This is a genomic window from Armatimonadota bacterium (assembly GCA_035527535.1).
Lineage (GTDB): Bacteria > Armatimonadota > Hebobacteria.
Genome location: DATLAK010000140.1, coordinates 1 through 16284 on the forward strand (window position 1 = coordinate 1; position 16284 = coordinate 16284).

At 68.7% G+C, this 16284-nt stretch carries 16 protein-coding genes; 12 read left to right on the forward strand and 4 right to left on the reverse strand.

All coding sequences use genetic code 11. The features are described 5' to 3' along the window. Positions 1-185 precede the first annotated feature (185 nt). From VM221_10005 to VM221_10015, 3 genes are read right to left on the reverse strand one after another with little or no spacing between them, the layout of a single operon-like run. Positions 186-998, reverse strand: coding sequence for an amidohydrolase family protein (locus VM221_10005; protein HUT75148.1), 813 nt, complete (start codon positions 996-998; stop codon positions 186-188). 55 nt (positions 999-1053) lie between these two features. After that, positions 1054-1602, reverse strand: a complete 549-nt coding sequence (locus VM221_10010) for a DUF4190 domain-containing protein (protein ID HUT75149.1) — start codon at positions 1600-1602, stop codon at positions 1054-1056. 40 nt (positions 1603-1642) lie between these two features. Further along, positions 1643-2365, reverse strand: coding sequence for a DUF2085 domain-containing protein (locus VM221_10015; GenBank protein HUT75150.1), 723 nt, complete (start codon positions 2363-2365; stop codon positions 1643-1645). 213 nt (positions 2366-2578) lie between these two features. Here VM221_10015 and VM221_10020 point away from each other — a divergent pair, with 213 nt between their 5' ends. The 11 genes from VM221_10020 (at position 2579) to VM221_10070 (ending at position 14053) form a co-directional block, all read left to right on the forward strand. Continuing rightward, a complete protein-coding gene (locus VM221_10020; protein HUT75151.1) occupies positions 2579-3472 on the forward strand; it encodes a decaprenyl-phosphate phosphoribosyltransferase in 894 nt (297 codons plus the stop codon). 16 nt (positions 3473-3488) lie between these two features. Further along, a complete protein-coding gene (locus VM221_10025) occupies positions 3489-4574 on the forward strand; it encodes a DUF362 domain-containing protein (GenBank protein ID HUT75152.1) in 1086 nt (361 codons plus the stop codon). Between the two features lie 342 nt (positions 4575-4916). Next, entirely contained in the window at positions 4917-5798 is an 882-nt protein-coding gene (locus tag VM221_10030; protein HUT75153.1) for a sugar phosphate isomerase/epimerase family protein, read from the forward strand. 160 nt (positions 5799-5958) lie between these two features. Continuing rightward, positions 5959-6816 carry a DMT family transporter gene (locus VM221_10035; protein ID HUT75154.1) on the forward strand — a complete coding sequence of 286 codons (858 nt, stop codon included), beginning with the start codon at positions 5959-5961 and terminating at the stop codon, positions 6814-6816. A 26-nt stretch (positions 6817-6842) separates the two neighbouring features. After that, positions 6843-7763 carry a DMT family transporter gene (locus tag VM221_10040; protein ID HUT75155.1) on the forward strand — a complete coding sequence of 307 codons (921 nt, stop codon included), beginning with the start codon at positions 6843-6845 and terminating at the stop codon, positions 7761-7763. Between the two features lie 125 nt (positions 7764-7888). Then, positions 7889-9217 carry an aspartate aminotransferase family protein gene (locus VM221_10045; GenBank protein HUT75156.1) on the forward strand — a complete coding sequence of 443 codons (1329 nt, stop codon included), beginning with the start codon at positions 7889-7891 and terminating at the stop codon, positions 9215-9217. 89 nt (positions 9218-9306) lie between these two features. Next, positions 9307-10371, forward strand: coding sequence for a Gfo/Idh/MocA family oxidoreductase (locus VM221_10050; protein HUT75157.1), 1065 nt, complete (start codon positions 9307-9309; stop codon positions 10369-10371). An 87-nt stretch (positions 10372-10458) separates the two neighbouring features. After that, positions 10459-11253 carry a M55 family metallopeptidase gene (locus VM221_10055; protein ID HUT75158.1) on the forward strand — a complete coding sequence of 265 codons (795 nt, stop codon included), beginning with the start codon at positions 10459-10461 and terminating at the stop codon, positions 11251-11253. 1 nt (position 11254) lies between these two features. Further along, positions 11255-11995, forward strand: a complete 741-nt coding sequence (locus VM221_10060; GenBank protein ID HUT75159.1) for an amidohydrolase family protein — start codon at positions 11255-11257, stop codon at positions 11993-11995. Then, a complete protein-coding gene (locus VM221_10065) occupies positions 11992-12810 on the forward strand; it encodes an amidohydrolase family protein (GenBank protein HUT75160.1) in 819 nt (272 codons plus the stop codon). Before VM221_10060 ends, VM221_10065 begins: the two co-directional genes overlap by 4 nt. Further along, positions 12803-14053, forward strand: coding sequence for an ArgE/DapE family deacylase (locus tag VM221_10070; GenBank protein HUT75161.1), 1251 nt, complete (start codon positions 12803-12805; stop codon positions 14051-14053). The genes VM221_10065 and VM221_10070 overlap by 8 nt, the downstream gene beginning before the upstream one ends. A gap of 49 nt (positions 14054-14102) precedes the next feature. Here VM221_10070 and VM221_10075 read toward each other — a convergent pair whose 3' ends face one another. Further along, the gene (locus VM221_10075; GenBank protein ID HUT75162.1) at positions 14103-15707 is read right to left on the reverse strand and encodes a hypothetical protein; all 1605 of its coding nucleotides are present in this window, start codon (positions 15705-15707) and stop codon (positions 14103-14105) included. Positions 15708-15949: 242 nt separating this feature from the next. On the opposite strand from VM221_10075, the gene VM221_10080 reads away from it, so the two are divergent. After that, a complete protein-coding gene (locus VM221_10080) occupies positions 15950-16270 on the forward strand; it encodes a hypothetical protein (protein HUT75163.1) in 321 nt (106 codons plus the stop codon). Positions 16271-16284: the final 14 nt, after the last annotated feature.

The window sequence follows — 16284 nt, forward strand, 5'->3', positions numbered from 1 at the left end:
GCCCGAGGAATCCCCTATCGGGGATGCGCAAGATCAGCGATTCCAGCCGCGAGCAACCCCGGTAGGGGATCCCTCGCGTTGCTCGGGATGACACACCCGTTGGGTGAGCTCTTCACGCTCGGAATGCATAATCTGGGTTAGAGTGCAGGGAAAAACAGGGACAGGCAACAGATTCCCGGAGGAATCTATAGCCAGTCCCCGTTTTTCAGCAGCCTGGCGGCGTTGTCGTGCAGAATCAGGCGCCGCTCGTCGTCGCTCAGCGGCAGGGCGCGGAGGGCGGTGAGCGCCGTCGCCTGATCCGCCCACGGCGAGTCGGTGCCGAAGAGGACGCGCTGCGCCCCGTGGGCGCGGACGATGTCCACGAACCGCTGGGTGCCCAGCTTGTGCAGGCAGAAGCTGGTGTCGAAATAGAGGTCGCGGCCGACCAGGAACTCCCATACCTCGTCCCATTGCAGGTAGGCCCCCATGTGAGCGGCAATCACCGTCATCCCGGGGAACGCGTCGAGCGCGCGGGCGATGCGACCCGGGGTGGCCCGCACTTCGGGCAGCGCCTTGATCTCATTGCCGGCATGGAAGAAGGCGATCATCCCCGCCGCGCGCAGGGCGTCGTAGATCGGAAACATGCGCTCTTCATCGGGGTGGAATCGCTGGAACTCCGAGTGGAACTTGACACCGCGCAGGCCCAGCTCGCGCATGCGGGCAACCTCGGCGGCCGGGTCATCCATGGCGGGGTGCAGGGAGCCGAAGATGGTGAGGTCGGGCCCCGAGTTGGCGGCCGCCCAGTCGGTGATGGAGCGCACCTGCGCAGGCGAGGTCGCCACCGGCACTACCACCGAGTGAACTATCACCGCCGCCGCCATCGAGCGCCGCAGGCCCGCGAGCGTGGCATCGCTGTGGCTCGACGCCTCATAGGTGCCTTCGAGCACCTCCATCGCCTTCGCGGCCACGCGGTCGGGGAAAGCGTGAGTATGGAAATCAGTCACGGGGTGAGTTGTCATATCGTTGGCACGCGCGCCCTCGGCGCCGGCGGCTACCGCCTGCTCCCCGTGGCGGCTACACCCGGAACGGCGGCGGCAGCGGGCGCCGGAACCACTGTGGCATCAGCTCCCTGAAGGCGATGGCGCCGATGATCGCCAAGACGAAGAACACGATCGCCAGGCTGCCGGTGATGATGCCGGCGATGGCATAGGGGCGGCCGGCCGCGCGCATCGGCTCGGGCTGGGCGGAACCAAGGGCGATCGCGCCCAGTATCACCGCGGTCACGCCCAACACCAGACTCAGCCCGCCGCCGCAGCAGCAGACGAAGCTGAGGATGCCGCAGACCATGGAGGCGATGGAGACGCCGCTCGGCCCCACCCCTGCGGGGCGATAGGGTGGCGGAGGGGGCGCCGAGGGCGGCCACTGCGACGGGATGGCGGCCGCAGGCTGGGCCGCCGGCGGCTCCGGGGGCGGTGCGCCGCCCGCTTCCGTTCCCAGCTTGGCCGCGCAGTCGCCGCAGACGCATTTCCCGGCGCGATCCTCGATGCAGCCGGCGCAAACCTCGCGCCCGCACTCAGCGCACATGAACTCGGCCTGCCGCTCGGGGTGCTTGGGACAGTTCATTTCTCGACTCCTCGCGATATGTGTATGCGCGTCCCCGCGCTCACCAGACCCGCAGCCAGGACCCCATCATGGACAGCCCGGCGATCTCGACGGCCGCGGCGCAGGCCGGAAGCGCGGCTCGCACGAGTCGGAAGCCGCCGTCCCCACGCGCCATGATCGCCACCAACACCAGCGCATTGACCGCAGTCGCGGCGGTCAGGAATCCGACTGCGGTCGCGACCGCCGCCAGGTAATATCGCGCCGCGGGTGGGATGCCTGCGACCGCCGCCAATCCCACCGCTGCCATGAGCGCGGCCAACCCGACAGTGGCTGCCGCCGAGCGGCGTGGGGGTGAGCCCTGCGGCCACAGCACGCGCGCCCACAGCGGCGCCAACAGCATGGTGGCGCTCGCGCCGCACGCAAAGCCCAGGAGGGCGCGCCCGAGGTTGCCTGCGACATCGTACCCGCCCATCTCCAGCAGCCGCGCCGCCCCCGACATCGCCCACGGCACGCAGAGCAGGGCAATCGTCGGCGCCGACGGCAGGCGATGCCGCCGCAGGCGACCGGCGCCCGCAAGGGCGAGCGCCGTGGCGGCGATGCCGATGTAGAACCCGGTGCACCGCCCGCAGAAGGGCAGGACCTCTCCGCCGACGCAGAGGGAACGCGCGTCCAGACCGTGGCAGGCGACGCCGGCTATTCGCTCCAGCAACCAACGCATGATGGCAACGCCCTCCAGCGCGCCGGAGACGCATGGCAGGCGGCGCGCGGAAGCACGATCCAGCACCCCGTGCCTGCGGCCGCGGACATCGCCCGCCAGTCGGGGTAGCGGCTGGGCGCAGACTCTTTCTGTGCGGCGGCGGGTGCTCCTTTTGCCAAGCCGGCGCCGGGCGGGCGCCGCTGGAGGAAAGAAGGCGCCTGCCGTGGAAGAGACTGGTAGTCGCTCGCATCGCCTGGGCAGGCGGCGCCGATGAGCGAGCGGCAGAGCTAGGCGGTTCCCATGGCCCAGCAGACAGCACTCGAAACCGCGCGAGCGGTTGCCGAGGCGCTGCGACCGCGCCAGTGGCTGAAGAACGGCATCGTTTTCGCCGGCATCATCTTCTCGCAGAGCTTCCTCGACTTGAGGATGCTCGCAATCTCGGTGGCCGCGTTCGCCCTGTTCTGCGCGCTGTCTTCGAGCGTGTACCTGCTCAACGACCTGGGCGACCTGGAGCGCGACCGGCGCCACCCGTCGAAGCGGCTGCGGCCGCTGGCGTCGGGGCGGCTGCCGATGAGGCTGGCGTGGGCGGCGGCGCCGACGCTGGCAGTGGCGAGCCTGGCGCTGGCGTTCGCACTGCGCCCCGAGTTCGGGCTGCTGGCGCTCGGCTACTACGCGCTCAATCTCGCCTACACCTATTGGTTCAAGCATGTGGCGATTGTTGACGTCATGTCCATCGCCGTGGGTTTTGTGATTCGCGCGGCGGCGGGGGCGGCGGCGATTGCGGTTGACATCTCGCCGTGGCTGCTGGTGGTGACCATATTCCTGGCGCTGTTCTTGGCGCTGAGCAAGCGCCGCCACGAGCTGGTGGTGCTGGAGGCGGGCGCGGGCGACCATCGCGCCAGCCTCGCCCACTACAGCCCCCAACTGCTCGACCAGATGATCGCGGTGGCCACCACCTCCACCGTCATCGCCTACGCTCTCTACACCATGTCGCCCGACACGGTGGAGAAGTTCCACACCCACAACCTGGTGTACACCATGCCCTTCGTCCTCTTCGGCATCTTCCGCTATCTCTACCTCATCCACCAGCGCCGGGAGGGGGGAGCACCCGAGCGGATCGCGCTGGGGGACCTGCCGATGCTGGTGAACCTGGTGCTGTGGCTGGCGGCGGTGGGGCTGGTGCTTTACACCTAGCCCCCGGGAGGCGCACATGCCCCGACCCAAAGTGGCAATTCTGAAGACCACGCCCGAGACCGTGCTCGACGACTACGGCCGCCTGATGCGCATGGCCGACTACGAACGTTACCTGCCCAAGGATAAGGACACCGCGCTCAAGATCAACATCTCCTGGCATCACTGGTACCCGGCGTGCTCGACCGCGCCGTGGCAGCTCGAGGGCGTGATCAAGGCCATGCTCGACGACGGCTACCAGCGCGAGCTGATTCACGGCTGCCACAACCGCACGGTGGTGGTCAGCGCCAAGCGCGGCGAGGTCGCCAACAAGCACAAGCCGGTGATCGAGAAGTACGGCCTGCGCAACATTCACCTCTACGAGCCGACGGAAGAGTGGATCATCTACCAGCCGCGCGGCGAGATGCTGGTGCTGCCCGAGATCTTCCCCGACGGCATCCACCTCCCCAAGCGCATGATGGGCGAGAACATCATCCACCTGCCGACCATGAAGACCCACGTCTTCACCACCATGACCGGGGCCATGAAGAACGCCTTCGGCGGGCTGCTGCACGAGCGGCGCCACTGGACGCACTCGGTCATTCACGAGACCCTGGTGGACCTGCTGACCATCCAGCAGGAGATCCATTCCGGCATCTTCGCGGTCATGGACGGCACCTTCGCCGGCGACGGCCCGGGCCCGCGCTGCATGGTGCCCTACGAGAAGGATTTCATCCTGGCGAGCGCCGACCAGGTGGCGATAGACGCCATCGCGGCGAAGATGATGGGGTTCGACCCCATGTCCCTGGACTTCATCCGCATTGCGCACGAGCGGGGCCTGGGCTGCGGAAACCCGACCGAGATCGAAGTCGTCGGCGAGGACCTCATCGGGGTCAACTTCGGCTTCCACCGCGCCCAGAACACCTTCGCCAGCCGCGGCCAGAAGATGATCTACTGGGGGCCGCTCAAGCCACTGGAGAAGCTGCTGCTGCGGACGGTGCTGGCGCCGTGGTCCTACCTCGCCTCCATCCTCTACCATGACGTGTACTGGTACCCGTGCGTCGGCTCCGGCCGCGTCCGGGAGGCGCTCGATACCAAGTGGGGGAAGCTGTTTCAGAGGTACTGACCGGATTCCTGCACCTCGCCGGCCCGTTGGAAGGCGAAGGGCAACTCCCGCCCCCGCAGGCGTTTTCGGACTACGAGGAAGTCGTCGTCGCCGGCAGGTGACGGCGCGGCCACCGGGGAATGATACGGGTGTGACCTGTTTCCGTGGGTGTGCAGGGTCAACGCCTCTCCCTTTAGGGAGAGGTCGGCACCCTGTCGGCGGGCCGGGTGAAGGTGAGCGGCGAGGCATTCTACCCTCTCCTCGATCCTCTCCCTGAATAGGGAGAGGAGTTTCTTGCCACGCCCACTTTTCGTCATACCCGATGACACTTGCACCAGCCGGGACGGTCTGGAAGGAGTGGACATGTATATTTCGATTCGCGACGACGTCGCGCTGTGGGGCGGCACCTACCCCTCGCTCAAAGAGGCGCTCGACGATCTCGGCGTGGAGGCGGTGGAGCTGCGCTTCGAGCGCGACTGCACGGTGGCGCCCCTGACGCCCGCAGACGGGAGCGCGCGCCGGCCCCTCGATTCGCCCGACGCGGTGAAGCAGTACCGGGACCACCTGGCGCAGCACCGGGTGCGGGCAACGGCGCTGCTGCTGCTCACCGACTTCAACCAGCCGGAGGCGGAGGCCGAGGTGCAGTGGGTGGTGAGCGCGGTGCGCGCGGCGCAGGGGCTGGGCATGGCGACGGTGCGCGTGGACTCGAATATGACCGGCCAGCGCGAGCTGCCGTTCGACGAGCGCGTCGCCCGCGTCGCCGCCGCGGTCACGCGCGTGCTGCGGGAGACCGAGGAGACGCCGGTTGCGCTGGGGATCGAGAATCACGGCTTCCAGGGCAATGACCCGGCGTGGCTGGACGCGCTGTTCGCGGCGGTGGGCTCGCCGCGCTTCGGCATGACCCTCGACACCGGCAACTTCTACTGGGCGGGGCATCCGCTGGATCGGGTTTACGAGATCCTCGAGCACTTCGCGCCGCGCGCCAAGCACACCCACTGCAAGAACATCGCCTACCCCGCAGAGCTGCGCAACCAGCAGCGCGACCTGGGGTGGAAATACGGCGAATACGTCGCCCCGTTCGACGAGGGCGACATTGACCATCGCCGCGTCATCCGGCTTCTGCGCGCGGCCGGCTATGACGGGGACCTGTGCATCGAGGACGAATCCATGGGTCACTACGACCCCGCGCAGTGGCGCGAGGTGCTGCGCCGCGACGTGGCGCATTTCCGGGAGCTACTGGCATAGCAGGGCCTGACGGCCCGCCGCGCGCGCTCCCCGCGAATCCCGATCCGCGTCGGCGGCTGCCGTGGAGGTAAGTCACGTCGCCCTTCCAGCCCCCACTATGGACCGCGAATCCACATCCCCGTCCGCCGCGCCGGTCGCGGCTCGGGCACCGGCGGTGCCCTTGGACGTCGCCGCGACCGCGCTCTTGCTGTACGCCCTGTGGGGCGCCAATCCCGTGGCGGTGAAGGTTGCGCTCGTGACCCTGCCGCCCATCGGGGTGGCGGCGCTGCGGTTTGCGCTGGCGGGCGCCGGCCTAGCGGCGTGGTGCGCGCTGCGGCGCGAGCCGCTGCTGCCGTCGGCGCGCGAGGCGCCGCTGCTGGCGGTCAACGGGCTCGTGTTCTGCATGCAGATCGCGACGTTCTACCTGGGCCTGTCGTGGAGCAGCGCCAGCCACGGCGCGGTGCTGGTGAACTCCTTTCCCATCTTCGTAGCGATCTTCGCGCATTTCTACCTGGCGGGCGATCGGCTGTCCGCGGGCACGGCGCTCGGCGTCGCCCTGGGCTTCGCCGGCGTGGCGGTCACATTCTTCGATCGCTGGGGGCGAGCATCGCCAACCATGCTGCAGGGCGATCTCCTGTTCGTCGCCAGCGCGGTCCTGGTCGGGGCGCAGAACACCTACTTCAAGAGCATCATCGGGCGCGTCAGCTCGTACAAGATCATCTTCGCGCAGATGACCATCTGCCTGCCGGCGTATTTTACCTACAGCGTCCTGGCGGAGGGGCTGCTGACGGCGCGGCCGGACGCACTGGCGCTGGCCGCCGTCGCCTACCAGGGCATCGTCATCGGCGCCTTCGGCTTCATGGCGTGGGCGGTGCTGGTGCGGCGGGTAGCGGTAAGCCGGCTGACCGTCTTCGGGTTCTCGGTGCCGGTGTGGGGCGTCATCCTGAGCCATCTGTTCCTGGGCGAGCCGCTGACGGGCAAGCTCGTCGCCGGCATGGCGCTGGTGGTGGTGGGCATCGCCATCGCCGCGCGGTCGTAGCTCGCCCGCCGCGGAGTTGACTGATCATGGACACTGACTGCACGACTACCCGCCACCGGCCCGCCGCAGGCGGGCCTGCCGGAGTGCCGGCGAGCGTCGCCGCCATCGCGCTGTTCCTGTACGCGCTGTGGGGCGGCAATCCGGTGGCGGCCAAGTTCGCGCTCACCCGCATCCCGCCCATCGGGCTGGCAGGGCTGCGCTTCACCCTGGGCGTGCTGGGGCTGGCCGCGTGGTGCGCGTGGCGGCGGGAGCCCCTGCGGCCGACGCGGCAGGAGCTGCCGCCGCTGCTGGTCAACGGGCTGCTGTTCACCGTGCAGATCGCGACCTTCCACCTCGGCGTCTTCTGGAGCAACGCCAGCCACGGAGCGGTGCTGATCAACGCCTTCCCCATCTTCGTGGCGCTCTGCGCGCATTTCTACCTGGCGGATGATCGGCTGTCCGCGGGCAAAGCGCTGGGCATCGCCGTGGGTTTCGCGGGGATCGCGGCGGTGTTCGGCGACCGCTGGGGGCGCGAGCCGACGACGATGCTGCGCGGCGACCTCGCGCTCATCCTGAGCGCGGTCATCCTCGGGTTTCAGATCGCGTACTTCAAGGACGCGGTGGCGCGCATCAGCCCGTTCAAGATGATGTTCGCGCAAATGAGCATCTGCGGGCTCCTGCTCCTGGCTTACGGTCTGGCGTTCGAGGGGCTGGTGCACATCCGACCCACTCCCGCCGTGCTCGGCGCGGTCGCCTACATGGGCATCATCGTCGGCGCCTTCTCGTTCACTGTCTGGGCGGTCATGATGCAGCGGGTGGCGGCGAGCAAGCTGTCGGTGTTCGCCTTCTCGGCGCCGCTGTGGGGGGTGGTGTTGAGCCACCTGCTGCTGGGCGAGCCGCTGACCTGGCTGCTGCTGCTGGGCGTAGGGCTGGTGGCGGCGGGCATCGCCATCGCCGTGCGGTCGTAGAGGCGGTTCGCGAACCGCCCTTACACTCAGTCCTGGTCCGCGCTTTCCGCGCACTCGGCGGTAAGACGCCCTCCCGGGCAGGTCTTGGGTTCGGTCGCGCCGAAACTGGCTAGCGGAAGAAACCCGTGATCAAGCTGGTGACCGAGATACCCGGGCCCAAGGCCCGCGCATACCTGGAGCTGTCGCGCCAGTACGAGCCGCGCTCCATGAGCGAGCAGCCGCCAGTGGTATGGGCCGACGCGCGCGGCGTATGGGTCACCGATGTTGACGGCAACACTTTTCTCGATTTCTCCTCCGGCGTGCTGGTCGCCAACGCCGGGCATTCCCACCCGCGCATCGTGAAGGAGATCCGGGAGCAGGCCGGCCGCGTCATCAACTGCTACGACTTCGTCAACCAGTACCGCCCGGCGCTGGCCCGCAAGCTGGTGGAGATCACGCCCCCCAACCTCGATCGCGCCTTCATCCTCACCACCGGCTCCGAGACCACCGAGGCGGCGATGAAGATGGCGCGCAAGCACACCGGGCGCAAGGAGATCATCGCCTTCCAGGGCGCGTTCCACGGGCGCACCTACGGCGCCATGTCCGCCGGCGGCAAGCGCAGCGGCGCCGGCACGCGGGGGTTCGGGCCGTTCCTGCCGCAGGTCTATCTGGCGCCGTTCGCCCACTGCTATCGCTGCGTCTTCGATAAGACCTATCCCCAATGCGACACCTGGTGCTTCGACTACCTCGACTGGTTCGTCGAGACGGAAACCGAATCCGACATCGCGGCCGTCATCACCGAGACCTACCAGGGGGGTGCGGGCTCGATCATCCCGCCGCCGGAGTGGATGGCGAAGCTCGACCGCTGGTGCCGCGCGCGCGACATCGTCCTCATCATTGACGAGGTGCAGGCATCCTTCGGGCGCACGGGCAAGCTGTTCGGCTTCCAGCACTACCAGGTGACGCCGAACCTCCTGTGCCTGGGCAAGGGCATCTCCAGCACGCTGCCGGTTGCGGCAGTGGTCGGCGAGGCGCGCATCATGGACGCCCTCGGCCCCGGCTCCATGTCCAGCACCCACGGCGGTAATCCTCTCGGCGCGCGCGCCGCGCTGGCCAACATTGACGTCATCATCGAGGAGAAGCTCCCCGAGAACGCCGCCCGCCTGGGCGAGCACCTGGGGCCGCGCTTCGACGAGATGATGAAGAAGCATCCGTGCCTGGGCGATGCCCGCGGCATGGGCCTGGTGTGGGGGCTGGAGATAGTCAAGGACCAGGCGACCAAGCAGCCCGACGCCGAGCTCGCTCAACGGGTCGTCCTGGAGGCGTGTCAGCGCGGGCTGCTGATGATCGCGCCCATCGGGTCTTACGGCAATGTCCTGCGCCTCGCGCCGCCGCTGGTTATCACGGAGCAGGAGCTCGACACCGGCGTGGACATCCTCGACGCGACGCTCTCGGCGGCTACGGGGGATAGCTGAACCACGAAGACACAAAGACACCAAGCCGGATCCGGGTGTTCTTCGTGCCTTGGTGGTCTAATCCTGTCTCGAGCATGTCGGAGGTAGTTGTGGTCAAGATCGGGGTAGTGGGGGTCGGAACGTTCGGGGTGAACCACCTGCGCGCGTTCGCGCAGACGGAGCGTGAGGGGGTCGCGCAGCTCGTGGCAGCCGCGGACCTCAATGCCGCGCGGCTGGCGGAGATGGCACGGCAGTTCGGCTTCCGCCCCTATGCCGACCACCGCGAGATGCTGGAGCGCGAGGAGTTGGACGCCGTCAGCGTCGTCACCCCCGATTTCGCCCATCGCCAGGTGACGCTGGACGCGCTCGCCGCGGGCAAGCACGTGTTGGTCGAGAAGCCCCTGGACGTGACGGTTGAGGGTTGCGAGGAGATGGTCGCGGTCGCCAAGCAGGCGGGGCTGCTCCTGCAGGTGGACTTCCACAAGCGCTATGACCCGTATCACCTGGAGCTGGAGCGCCTGGTGCGCGAGGGCAACCTGGGCCAGGTGCTCTACGGCTACTGCCACATGGAGGATCGCATCGAGGTGCCGCGCGACTGGTTTCCGCAGTGGGCGCCGAAGTCGTCGCCGGTGTGGTTCCTGGGGGTGCACTTCTACGACCTCGTGCGCTGGGTTTTCAAGGCGGACGCCAAGTCGGTGTTCGCGCGCGGGCAGAAGAGAAAGCTCGCCGGCCTGGGCATAGATACCTATGACAGCGTGCAGGCGCAGGTCGAGTTCGCAAACGGCGCGGTGGTGACCTTCGACACATCGTGGATCCTGCCCGACCGGTTCGAGGCGATCGTCAACCAGGGTATCCGGCTGGTGGGGACCGAGGGCATCATGGAGGTGGATTCGCAGGATCGCGGCGCGCGCTCGTGCTTCGCCGCGGCCGGCATGCAAACCCACAACCTGGGGTTTCTGCGCGAAACCACGGATAGGCACGGCAACACCGCGTGGCTGGGCTATGGCATCGAGAGCATCGCCGACTTCGCCAATAACGTCGCTTTCCTCAAGGACGGGGGAACACTCGAAAACTTGCGGGGGGTGTTCGCCACCGGCGCGGACGGCCTGGCGGTGACGCGGATCGCGTGCGCCGCCGAGGAAAGCCTGCGCACCGGCCAACCGGGGGCGGTGTGAGGGCCGCCTGCCGGTCCATGTCCGCGGAAGAGAAGCGAGCGAGGAATGACATGTGCTGTAGGCCGCCCCGCGGCCTCGAGGGCCGACATGAAGATATACATCCTGACCGATCTTGAGGGCGTGGGCGGGGTGGTTGACGACGCGCAGCTCGTGCCCGGCAGCCCGCGCTACGAGGATGCCCGTCGCTGGCTGACCCTGGAGGTCAACGCGGCGGTCGAGGGCGCACTCGCGGGCGGAGCAACAGAGGTCGTCGTGCGCGACGGCCACGGCGCCAACGGCGGCTATAATCTGCTCCTCGATGAGGCGCACGAGGCGGCGGAGTATGTCATGGGCGGGCCCCAGCCGGTGTACTTGGAGGAGCTTGACGCCGGCTTCGACGGCATGTTCCAGGTGGGCGCGCACGCGATGGCGGGCACCGCGCGGGCGGTGTTGGAGCATACGCAGTCACCGCAGGCGTGGGAGGAAATGCGGGTCAACGGGCGGCCGCTGGGAGAGATGGGATTCGCGGCCGCCATCGCCGGCGAACTGGGGGTGCCCTGCGTGCTGGTGACGGGTGACCAGGCGGTATGTGACGAGGCCCGCGACCTGCTCGGCGCCGAGGTCGAGGTGGCGGTGACCAAGGTCGGCTTCGGACGCAGCTGCGCGCGGGTCAAGCCTCCGGCGGTGGTGCGCCGCCTCATTCGCGAGCGCGCCCAAGCGGCGATGGGCAAGCTGGGGAAGGTGCCGCCGCTGGACCTCGGCCGGCCGGTGGAGATCATCCTGCGCTTCAAGCACACCGCGCTCGCGGATCACCCGAACCGCACCGACCGGCGCCGCCTCGACGCGCGCACCATCGCCGTCCGCGGCGACACCGCCCGCGAGGCGTTCCACAACCTGTTCTGACATGGACTTCTTCGACTGCAACTGCATGGTGGGGCGGTTCGGCCGGCCCCAGCCCGGCCAGTTCTGGGAGGCCGCCGCGCTGGAGCAGGAGTTAGAACGCTGCGGGATTGGACGCGCGCTCGTCTTCCACGCCCTGAGCAAAGAGCTCGACCCCGCAACCGGCAACGCCGCCCTCGCGCGCGAGCTGGCGGGGCGCGAGCGCCTGTCGCCGTGCTGGGTGGTGATGCCGCACCACACCGGCGAGCTGCCCCCGCCCGCTGAACTGTGCGACGCGGTGGCGGCGCAGGGCGTGGCGGCGGTGCGGCTGTTTCCACGGACCCACGGCTACAGCCTGGCGCCGTGGTGCGCCGGGGAGCTGCTGGCGGCGCTGGCAGGCCGGCGCGTACCGGTCCTGCTTGACCACGACGAAACGACGTGGGAGGAAGTGAACGCGGTCTGTGAAGCCCATCCCGACCTGCCACTGATCCTGCTGCGCGTGAACTACCGCGCGCATCGCAGCCTCTATCCGCTGCTGGCGCGGCACGTCAACTTGCACCTGGAGATCGGCCTCTTCGTGGCCCACGACGGCCTCGCCGACTGCGCGCGCCGCTTCGGCGCCGGGCGCCTGCTGTTCGGCTCCGCCCTGCCCCATTTCACCCCCGGCGGCCCTATAGCCGCCATCGCCTACGCCGACCTGCCCGAAACCGATAAGGCTCTCATCGCCGGCGGCAACCTGCGGCGGCTGCTGGGGGAGGCGGCATGACATCGCTGCGCGAACGCGTCCGCGCCGGCGAGACCCTCGACGACCTGCTGGTCGTGGACGCGCACGGGCACCTGGGGCGATGGCACGCCTTCCACCTCCCCAGCGGCGACGCCGAAGGCATGCTCCGCACCATGGATCGCCTCGGCATCAACGCCTGCATCGCCTCCGGCCTCGCCGGCATCGGGCCGGACTTCGTCTTCGGCAATGACGAGGTGGACCGCGCCGCCGCGGCCTTCCCCGGGCGCATTTTCGGCTACGTCGCGGTCAATCCCAATTACCCTGCGGGTGACATGCGCCGCGAGCTGGAGCAGCGCTGGGCGACCGAGCGTTTTCTGGGCGTCAAGCTCCACGCCGACATGCACCAGCATCCCAGCGACGGCCCCGGCTACGCGCCCGCGTGGGAGTTCGCCGACGAGCGCGAGCTGCCGGTGCTGTGCCACGACGCGGTGCTTCATCTGGCGCAGCCGGCGGAGCGCTATGGGCGGGCGCAGGTGGTGGTCGCGCACGCGCTCAGCGCACCCGAGCAGATGCAGGCGGCACTGGAGCTGGCGGCGCGGCGGCCCAACGTCCATCTCGACCTCACCGGCTCGCCGCTGCTGTTCGGGGCGCTCGAGCTGGCGGTGGAGAAGGTCGGCGCCGGGCGCATCCTCTTCGGCACCGACATGACGTTTCTCGACCCGCGGCCCCAGCTCGGCCGCGTCGCCTTCGCCCAGATCACCGAGGCCGACAAGCTGCGCATCCTGGGGCGCAACGCGGCGGAGCTGTTCAGGTTCGACCCGGATCATGTGCCGCCACATGGTGGTTCCAATGAATGAAATCGAATGCAGGTTGTGCCGGGCGGTCGAAGCCGGCGCCGACGAGGCCCGCGGCTTCCTGCTCGACCTCATCCGCATCCCCAGCACCACTGGCAATGAGCGCCCCGCCGCCGACCTGGTTCTGGAGCGCTGCCGCGGGCTGGAGGTGAAGGTCGCGGCAGTACCCGTTCCCGCGGATCTCAAGCACGACCCCGACTACACCTTCGCCGACCAGGAACTGAGCTATCAAGATCGCCCCAACGTCGTCGCGCTGCGGCGCGGCACGGGCGGGGGCCACAGCCTGATCGTGCAGAGCCATCTCGATGTCGTGCCCGCGCCTCCGTCATGGGGTGAGGCTTTCGCGCCCGTGGTTGACGGCGACACCATCATCGGCCGCGGCGCATGTGACGCCAAGGGGCAGGTCGCGGCTATCATCCTTGCCCTGCAGGCGCTCGACGACGCCGGGGTGGGACTGCGCGGCGACGTGCAGTCGCAATTCGTCATTGACGAAGAGGTCGGCGGCAACGGCGCGCTCGCGCTCATCAAGCAGGGTTATCGCGCGGACGCCGCGCTCATCATGGAGGGCACCAACCTCGATATCCACCCCGCCAATCGCGGCGCGCTATGGTTCCGCCTGCGGGTAACCGGCAAGTCGGTGCACATGGGGCGGGCGCATGAAGGCGTCAACGCCATCGAGAAGACCGCGGCCTTGTTTCCGGCGCTGCGCAAGTACGAGCAGCGCATCGTCGCCGAGAGCGCGGGGCAGCCGCAGTTCGAGCGCTACCAGCGGCCGGTGCAGGTCAACCTCGGCATCATGCGCGCGGGCGACTGGCCGTCAACGGTGGCAGGGGAGTCAGTGCTCGAGGGCGGCGTGGGGTTTCTGACCAACAAGCGCATGGAAGACATCAAGCGCGAACTGCGCGAGGTCATCGAGTCGGCCGCCGACCAGTGGACGCGCGCCCATTACGAGCTGGACTTCCCCAAGCTGCATAACGACGCTTACGCCGACGACCCCGATCACCCCGCGGTCGCGGCGTTGGCGGCGGCGTGCCGCGAGCTGGGGCTGGGGTCCGAGGTTTACGGCTGGAACGTGAGCTGTGACGCGCGCCTTTACCACCACCGCGGCGGGATGCCGACCATCGTCTTCGGGGCCGGCAGCGTCGCCGACGCGCACGCGGTGGGAGAGAAGGTGGACTTCCGCCAGGTGGTGCAGGCCGCGCAGGCGGTCGCCCTCATGTGCGTGCGATGGTGCGGCTCCCCTTAGCCTCGACAGTGATGCCGCCGGTTTCCGGCCTGCGCCAATCTGCACGGACTCAGTCCGACCCGCCTTCCTGGTAACCGTAGATGCCGGGTCGCCAGAGATACGACGTCCCGCCCTGGAAGTCGGGCGGGACATCCGTGTTCCGCGGGCCGACATAGACGCCCCAGTGATAGAACCCGCCTCCGAACACGACGAGCACCCACTGCCGCCCCTCGTAGTCGTCCCTGATCCAGATGTACGAGGGACGCAAGTCGCGGATGGCCTTCGAGACGAGATGCACCTTGCCCCTGCCGTGGACATAGATCTCACTGAACGAAGCGTCTTTGCCCAGCCGCTTGCCTTCCGTCTCAAGCAGCCGGAGGCCCCACGATTCCAGCTCGTCCAGCCCGACGGTGGACGTAATCTTGATCCGCAGGCCGAAGTCGCACCACCGCGCAAAAGGGACGTCCACGTAGCGCCACGACAGCAGGATCAACACCGCTATCACCACGGTAGCAGTCCACCGCGGCCAGGCGACTCGGCGCCGGCGTATACCTAGCAGTACTAGCACTACTATCAGGCCCACAAGGGCCGCCTGCATCAGCACCCCGAAGCCGAACTCGAGCAGGAGAGACCTTGGCACGAGCGCCCCGAAGGCAATGCCCTCAGTCGCGCTAAGCCCCACGCCCAGCGCGCCAAGGAAGAGCACCAGGGCGTGGAGCGAAGGCTCGTCCATCCGGTCAAGCCACAGCCCTGCGAGCAGTCCGCGCCAAGAGTGGGCACGAAGCCGCTCGCCCAGGCTCGGCCGGGGCTCCGTATCGGCGTCGCTCTCCTTCACCTCGATGAACTCCGGGCGCGCGAGGACGCACCGTCCCCATGTCAGAAGCGCGGCGAGCGATGCCAGCATAAGGAGCAGCAGCCCGGCTGATGCGTGCGCTGAGAACCGTTCCGTCACCCGCGCCACGTCCAACCCGCGCCCTGCTCCGCCGGGCGTAAGGGCGTAGTATGTTAGCCGTTGCAAGGCCGCCTGATGATGCGACGCCAGCGCAGTCGCCAGCACGACGGCGGCGATGATGTAGGCGCCCGCGGCGATGGCGATTCCAAGCGGCCGGCGGCGAATGACAAGCAGCGCCGCGGACCACATGCCGAGGCAAGCGAGGATGCCCGCGGCCCTCATCCAGGGCGATACGGGCGCAGCCAACTCGGCGGGGATCCGCCCGCCGGCGGCGGCGAGCGCCGACCACACAGTCCCGACAACGAGAAGGGTGCCGACCGCCGCCCAGTGGTATTCGGCCTTGCGATCCAGGCCCAACCACCATCGCACCTGCCTGAACGCGAGTAGGGCGGCCGCCGTGATGACAGGCACCAGAAGGAAGAGCCGGTACACGACCGGCGCGGCTGCGTAAGCGACCATGGCCCCGAGCGGGATCTCCGCCAGGTCTCCTTTGCGCTGCGCAGCGGCAAGTGCCACCAGCCCAGCCCCCCTCGCGACGACACCGAGGAAGACCCACAGGTAAAGCGTCATGAGGACCGCCCACCCCCACTGGCGCCGCCGCAGCAAGGCGATGGACGCCAGCAATACCAGCGCGGCCCACCCGAGCAGCCACGCCTCCTGCGTCGCTGTCTGGAGGTCGCGACCGTGGGCAATGGCATCCCCTGCGTGCGACAGCGCAGACACGCCTCGGATGGCGCCATAGTAAACACCAATCCAGCCGACTATTAGCACCGGCACCGGCGCTCGGAGTCGCGCTGACGATTTCACGTGTTTGCCCCCTGAGCGGCCTCGACGCGCCAGTTCGCCGCGGGCGATGCGATACCTGCGGTCCGCGCGAAGCGACCGGCCCCTGGCCCGTCTGCCGGGTCGCTCTTCCGCCATGGAATGTGGAATATTCTTCGTGGTGGAGTTGCAGGGGGACTGCGGTGATTTGTCCGGACTGCCTGAGCGAGCAGCCCGAGTGGGCTGACACATGCTGTGACTGCGGCGCGGGCCTGTCGTTTCTGCGCGACCATCCGCGGCGTGTGGGGGCGGCGGTCTGGGTTTCCATGCTCATTGGGCTGGGGCTGCTGCTGGCTCTCTTCGCGACCCTGTTCGACCAGCTCGGGAACGGCGCATTCCCGGTGCTGGGCCGGCCCGAGGCCGCGGAGCTCGTATTCGGCGTGGTGCTGAGCCTGCTCGGCGCGCGCGCCTGGGCCACTGTCAGGGCTGCGGTCGCGCACCGCCTGGCCTCCCACCCGCGCTGACGGCCGCGGCCGCG

Coding starts and splice junctions, on each gene's coding strand:
- VM221_10030 (HUT75153.1), top strand. CDS start 4,917: ATGTATATTTCGATTCGCGACGACGTCGCGCTGTGGGGCGGCACCTAC.
- VM221_10020 (HUT75151.1), top strand. CDS start 2,579: ATGGCCCAGCAGACAGCACTCGAAACCGCGCGAGCGGTTGCCGAGGCG.
- VM221_10055 (HUT75158.1), top strand. CDS start 10,459: ATGAAGATATACATCCTGACCGATCTTGAGGGCGTGGGCGGGGTGGTT.
- VM221_10060 (HUT75159.1), top strand. CDS start 11,255: ATGGACTTCTTCGACTGCAACTGCATGGTGGGGCGGTTCGGCCGGCCC.
- VM221_10065 (HUT75160.1), top strand. CDS start 11,992: ATGACATCGCTGCGCGAACGCGTCCGCGCCGGCGAGACCCTCGACGAC.
- VM221_10005 (HUT75148.1), bottom strand. CDS start 998: ATGACAACTCACCCCGTGACTGATTTCCATACTCACGCTTTCCCCGAC.
- VM221_10070 (HUT75161.1), top strand. CDS start 12,803: ATGAATGAAATCGAATGCAGGTTGTGCCGGGCGGTCGAAGCCGGCGCC.
- VM221_10040 (HUT75155.1), top strand. CDS start 6,843: ATGGACACTGACTGCACGACTACCCGCCACCGGCCCGCCGCAGGCGGG.
- VM221_10010 (HUT75149.1), bottom strand. CDS start 1,602: ATGAACTGTCCCAAGCACCCCGAGCGGCAGGCCGAGTTCATGTGCGCT.
- VM221_10025 (HUT75152.1), top strand. CDS start 3,489: ATGCCCCGACCCAAAGTGGCAATTCTGAAGACCACGCCCGAGACCGTG.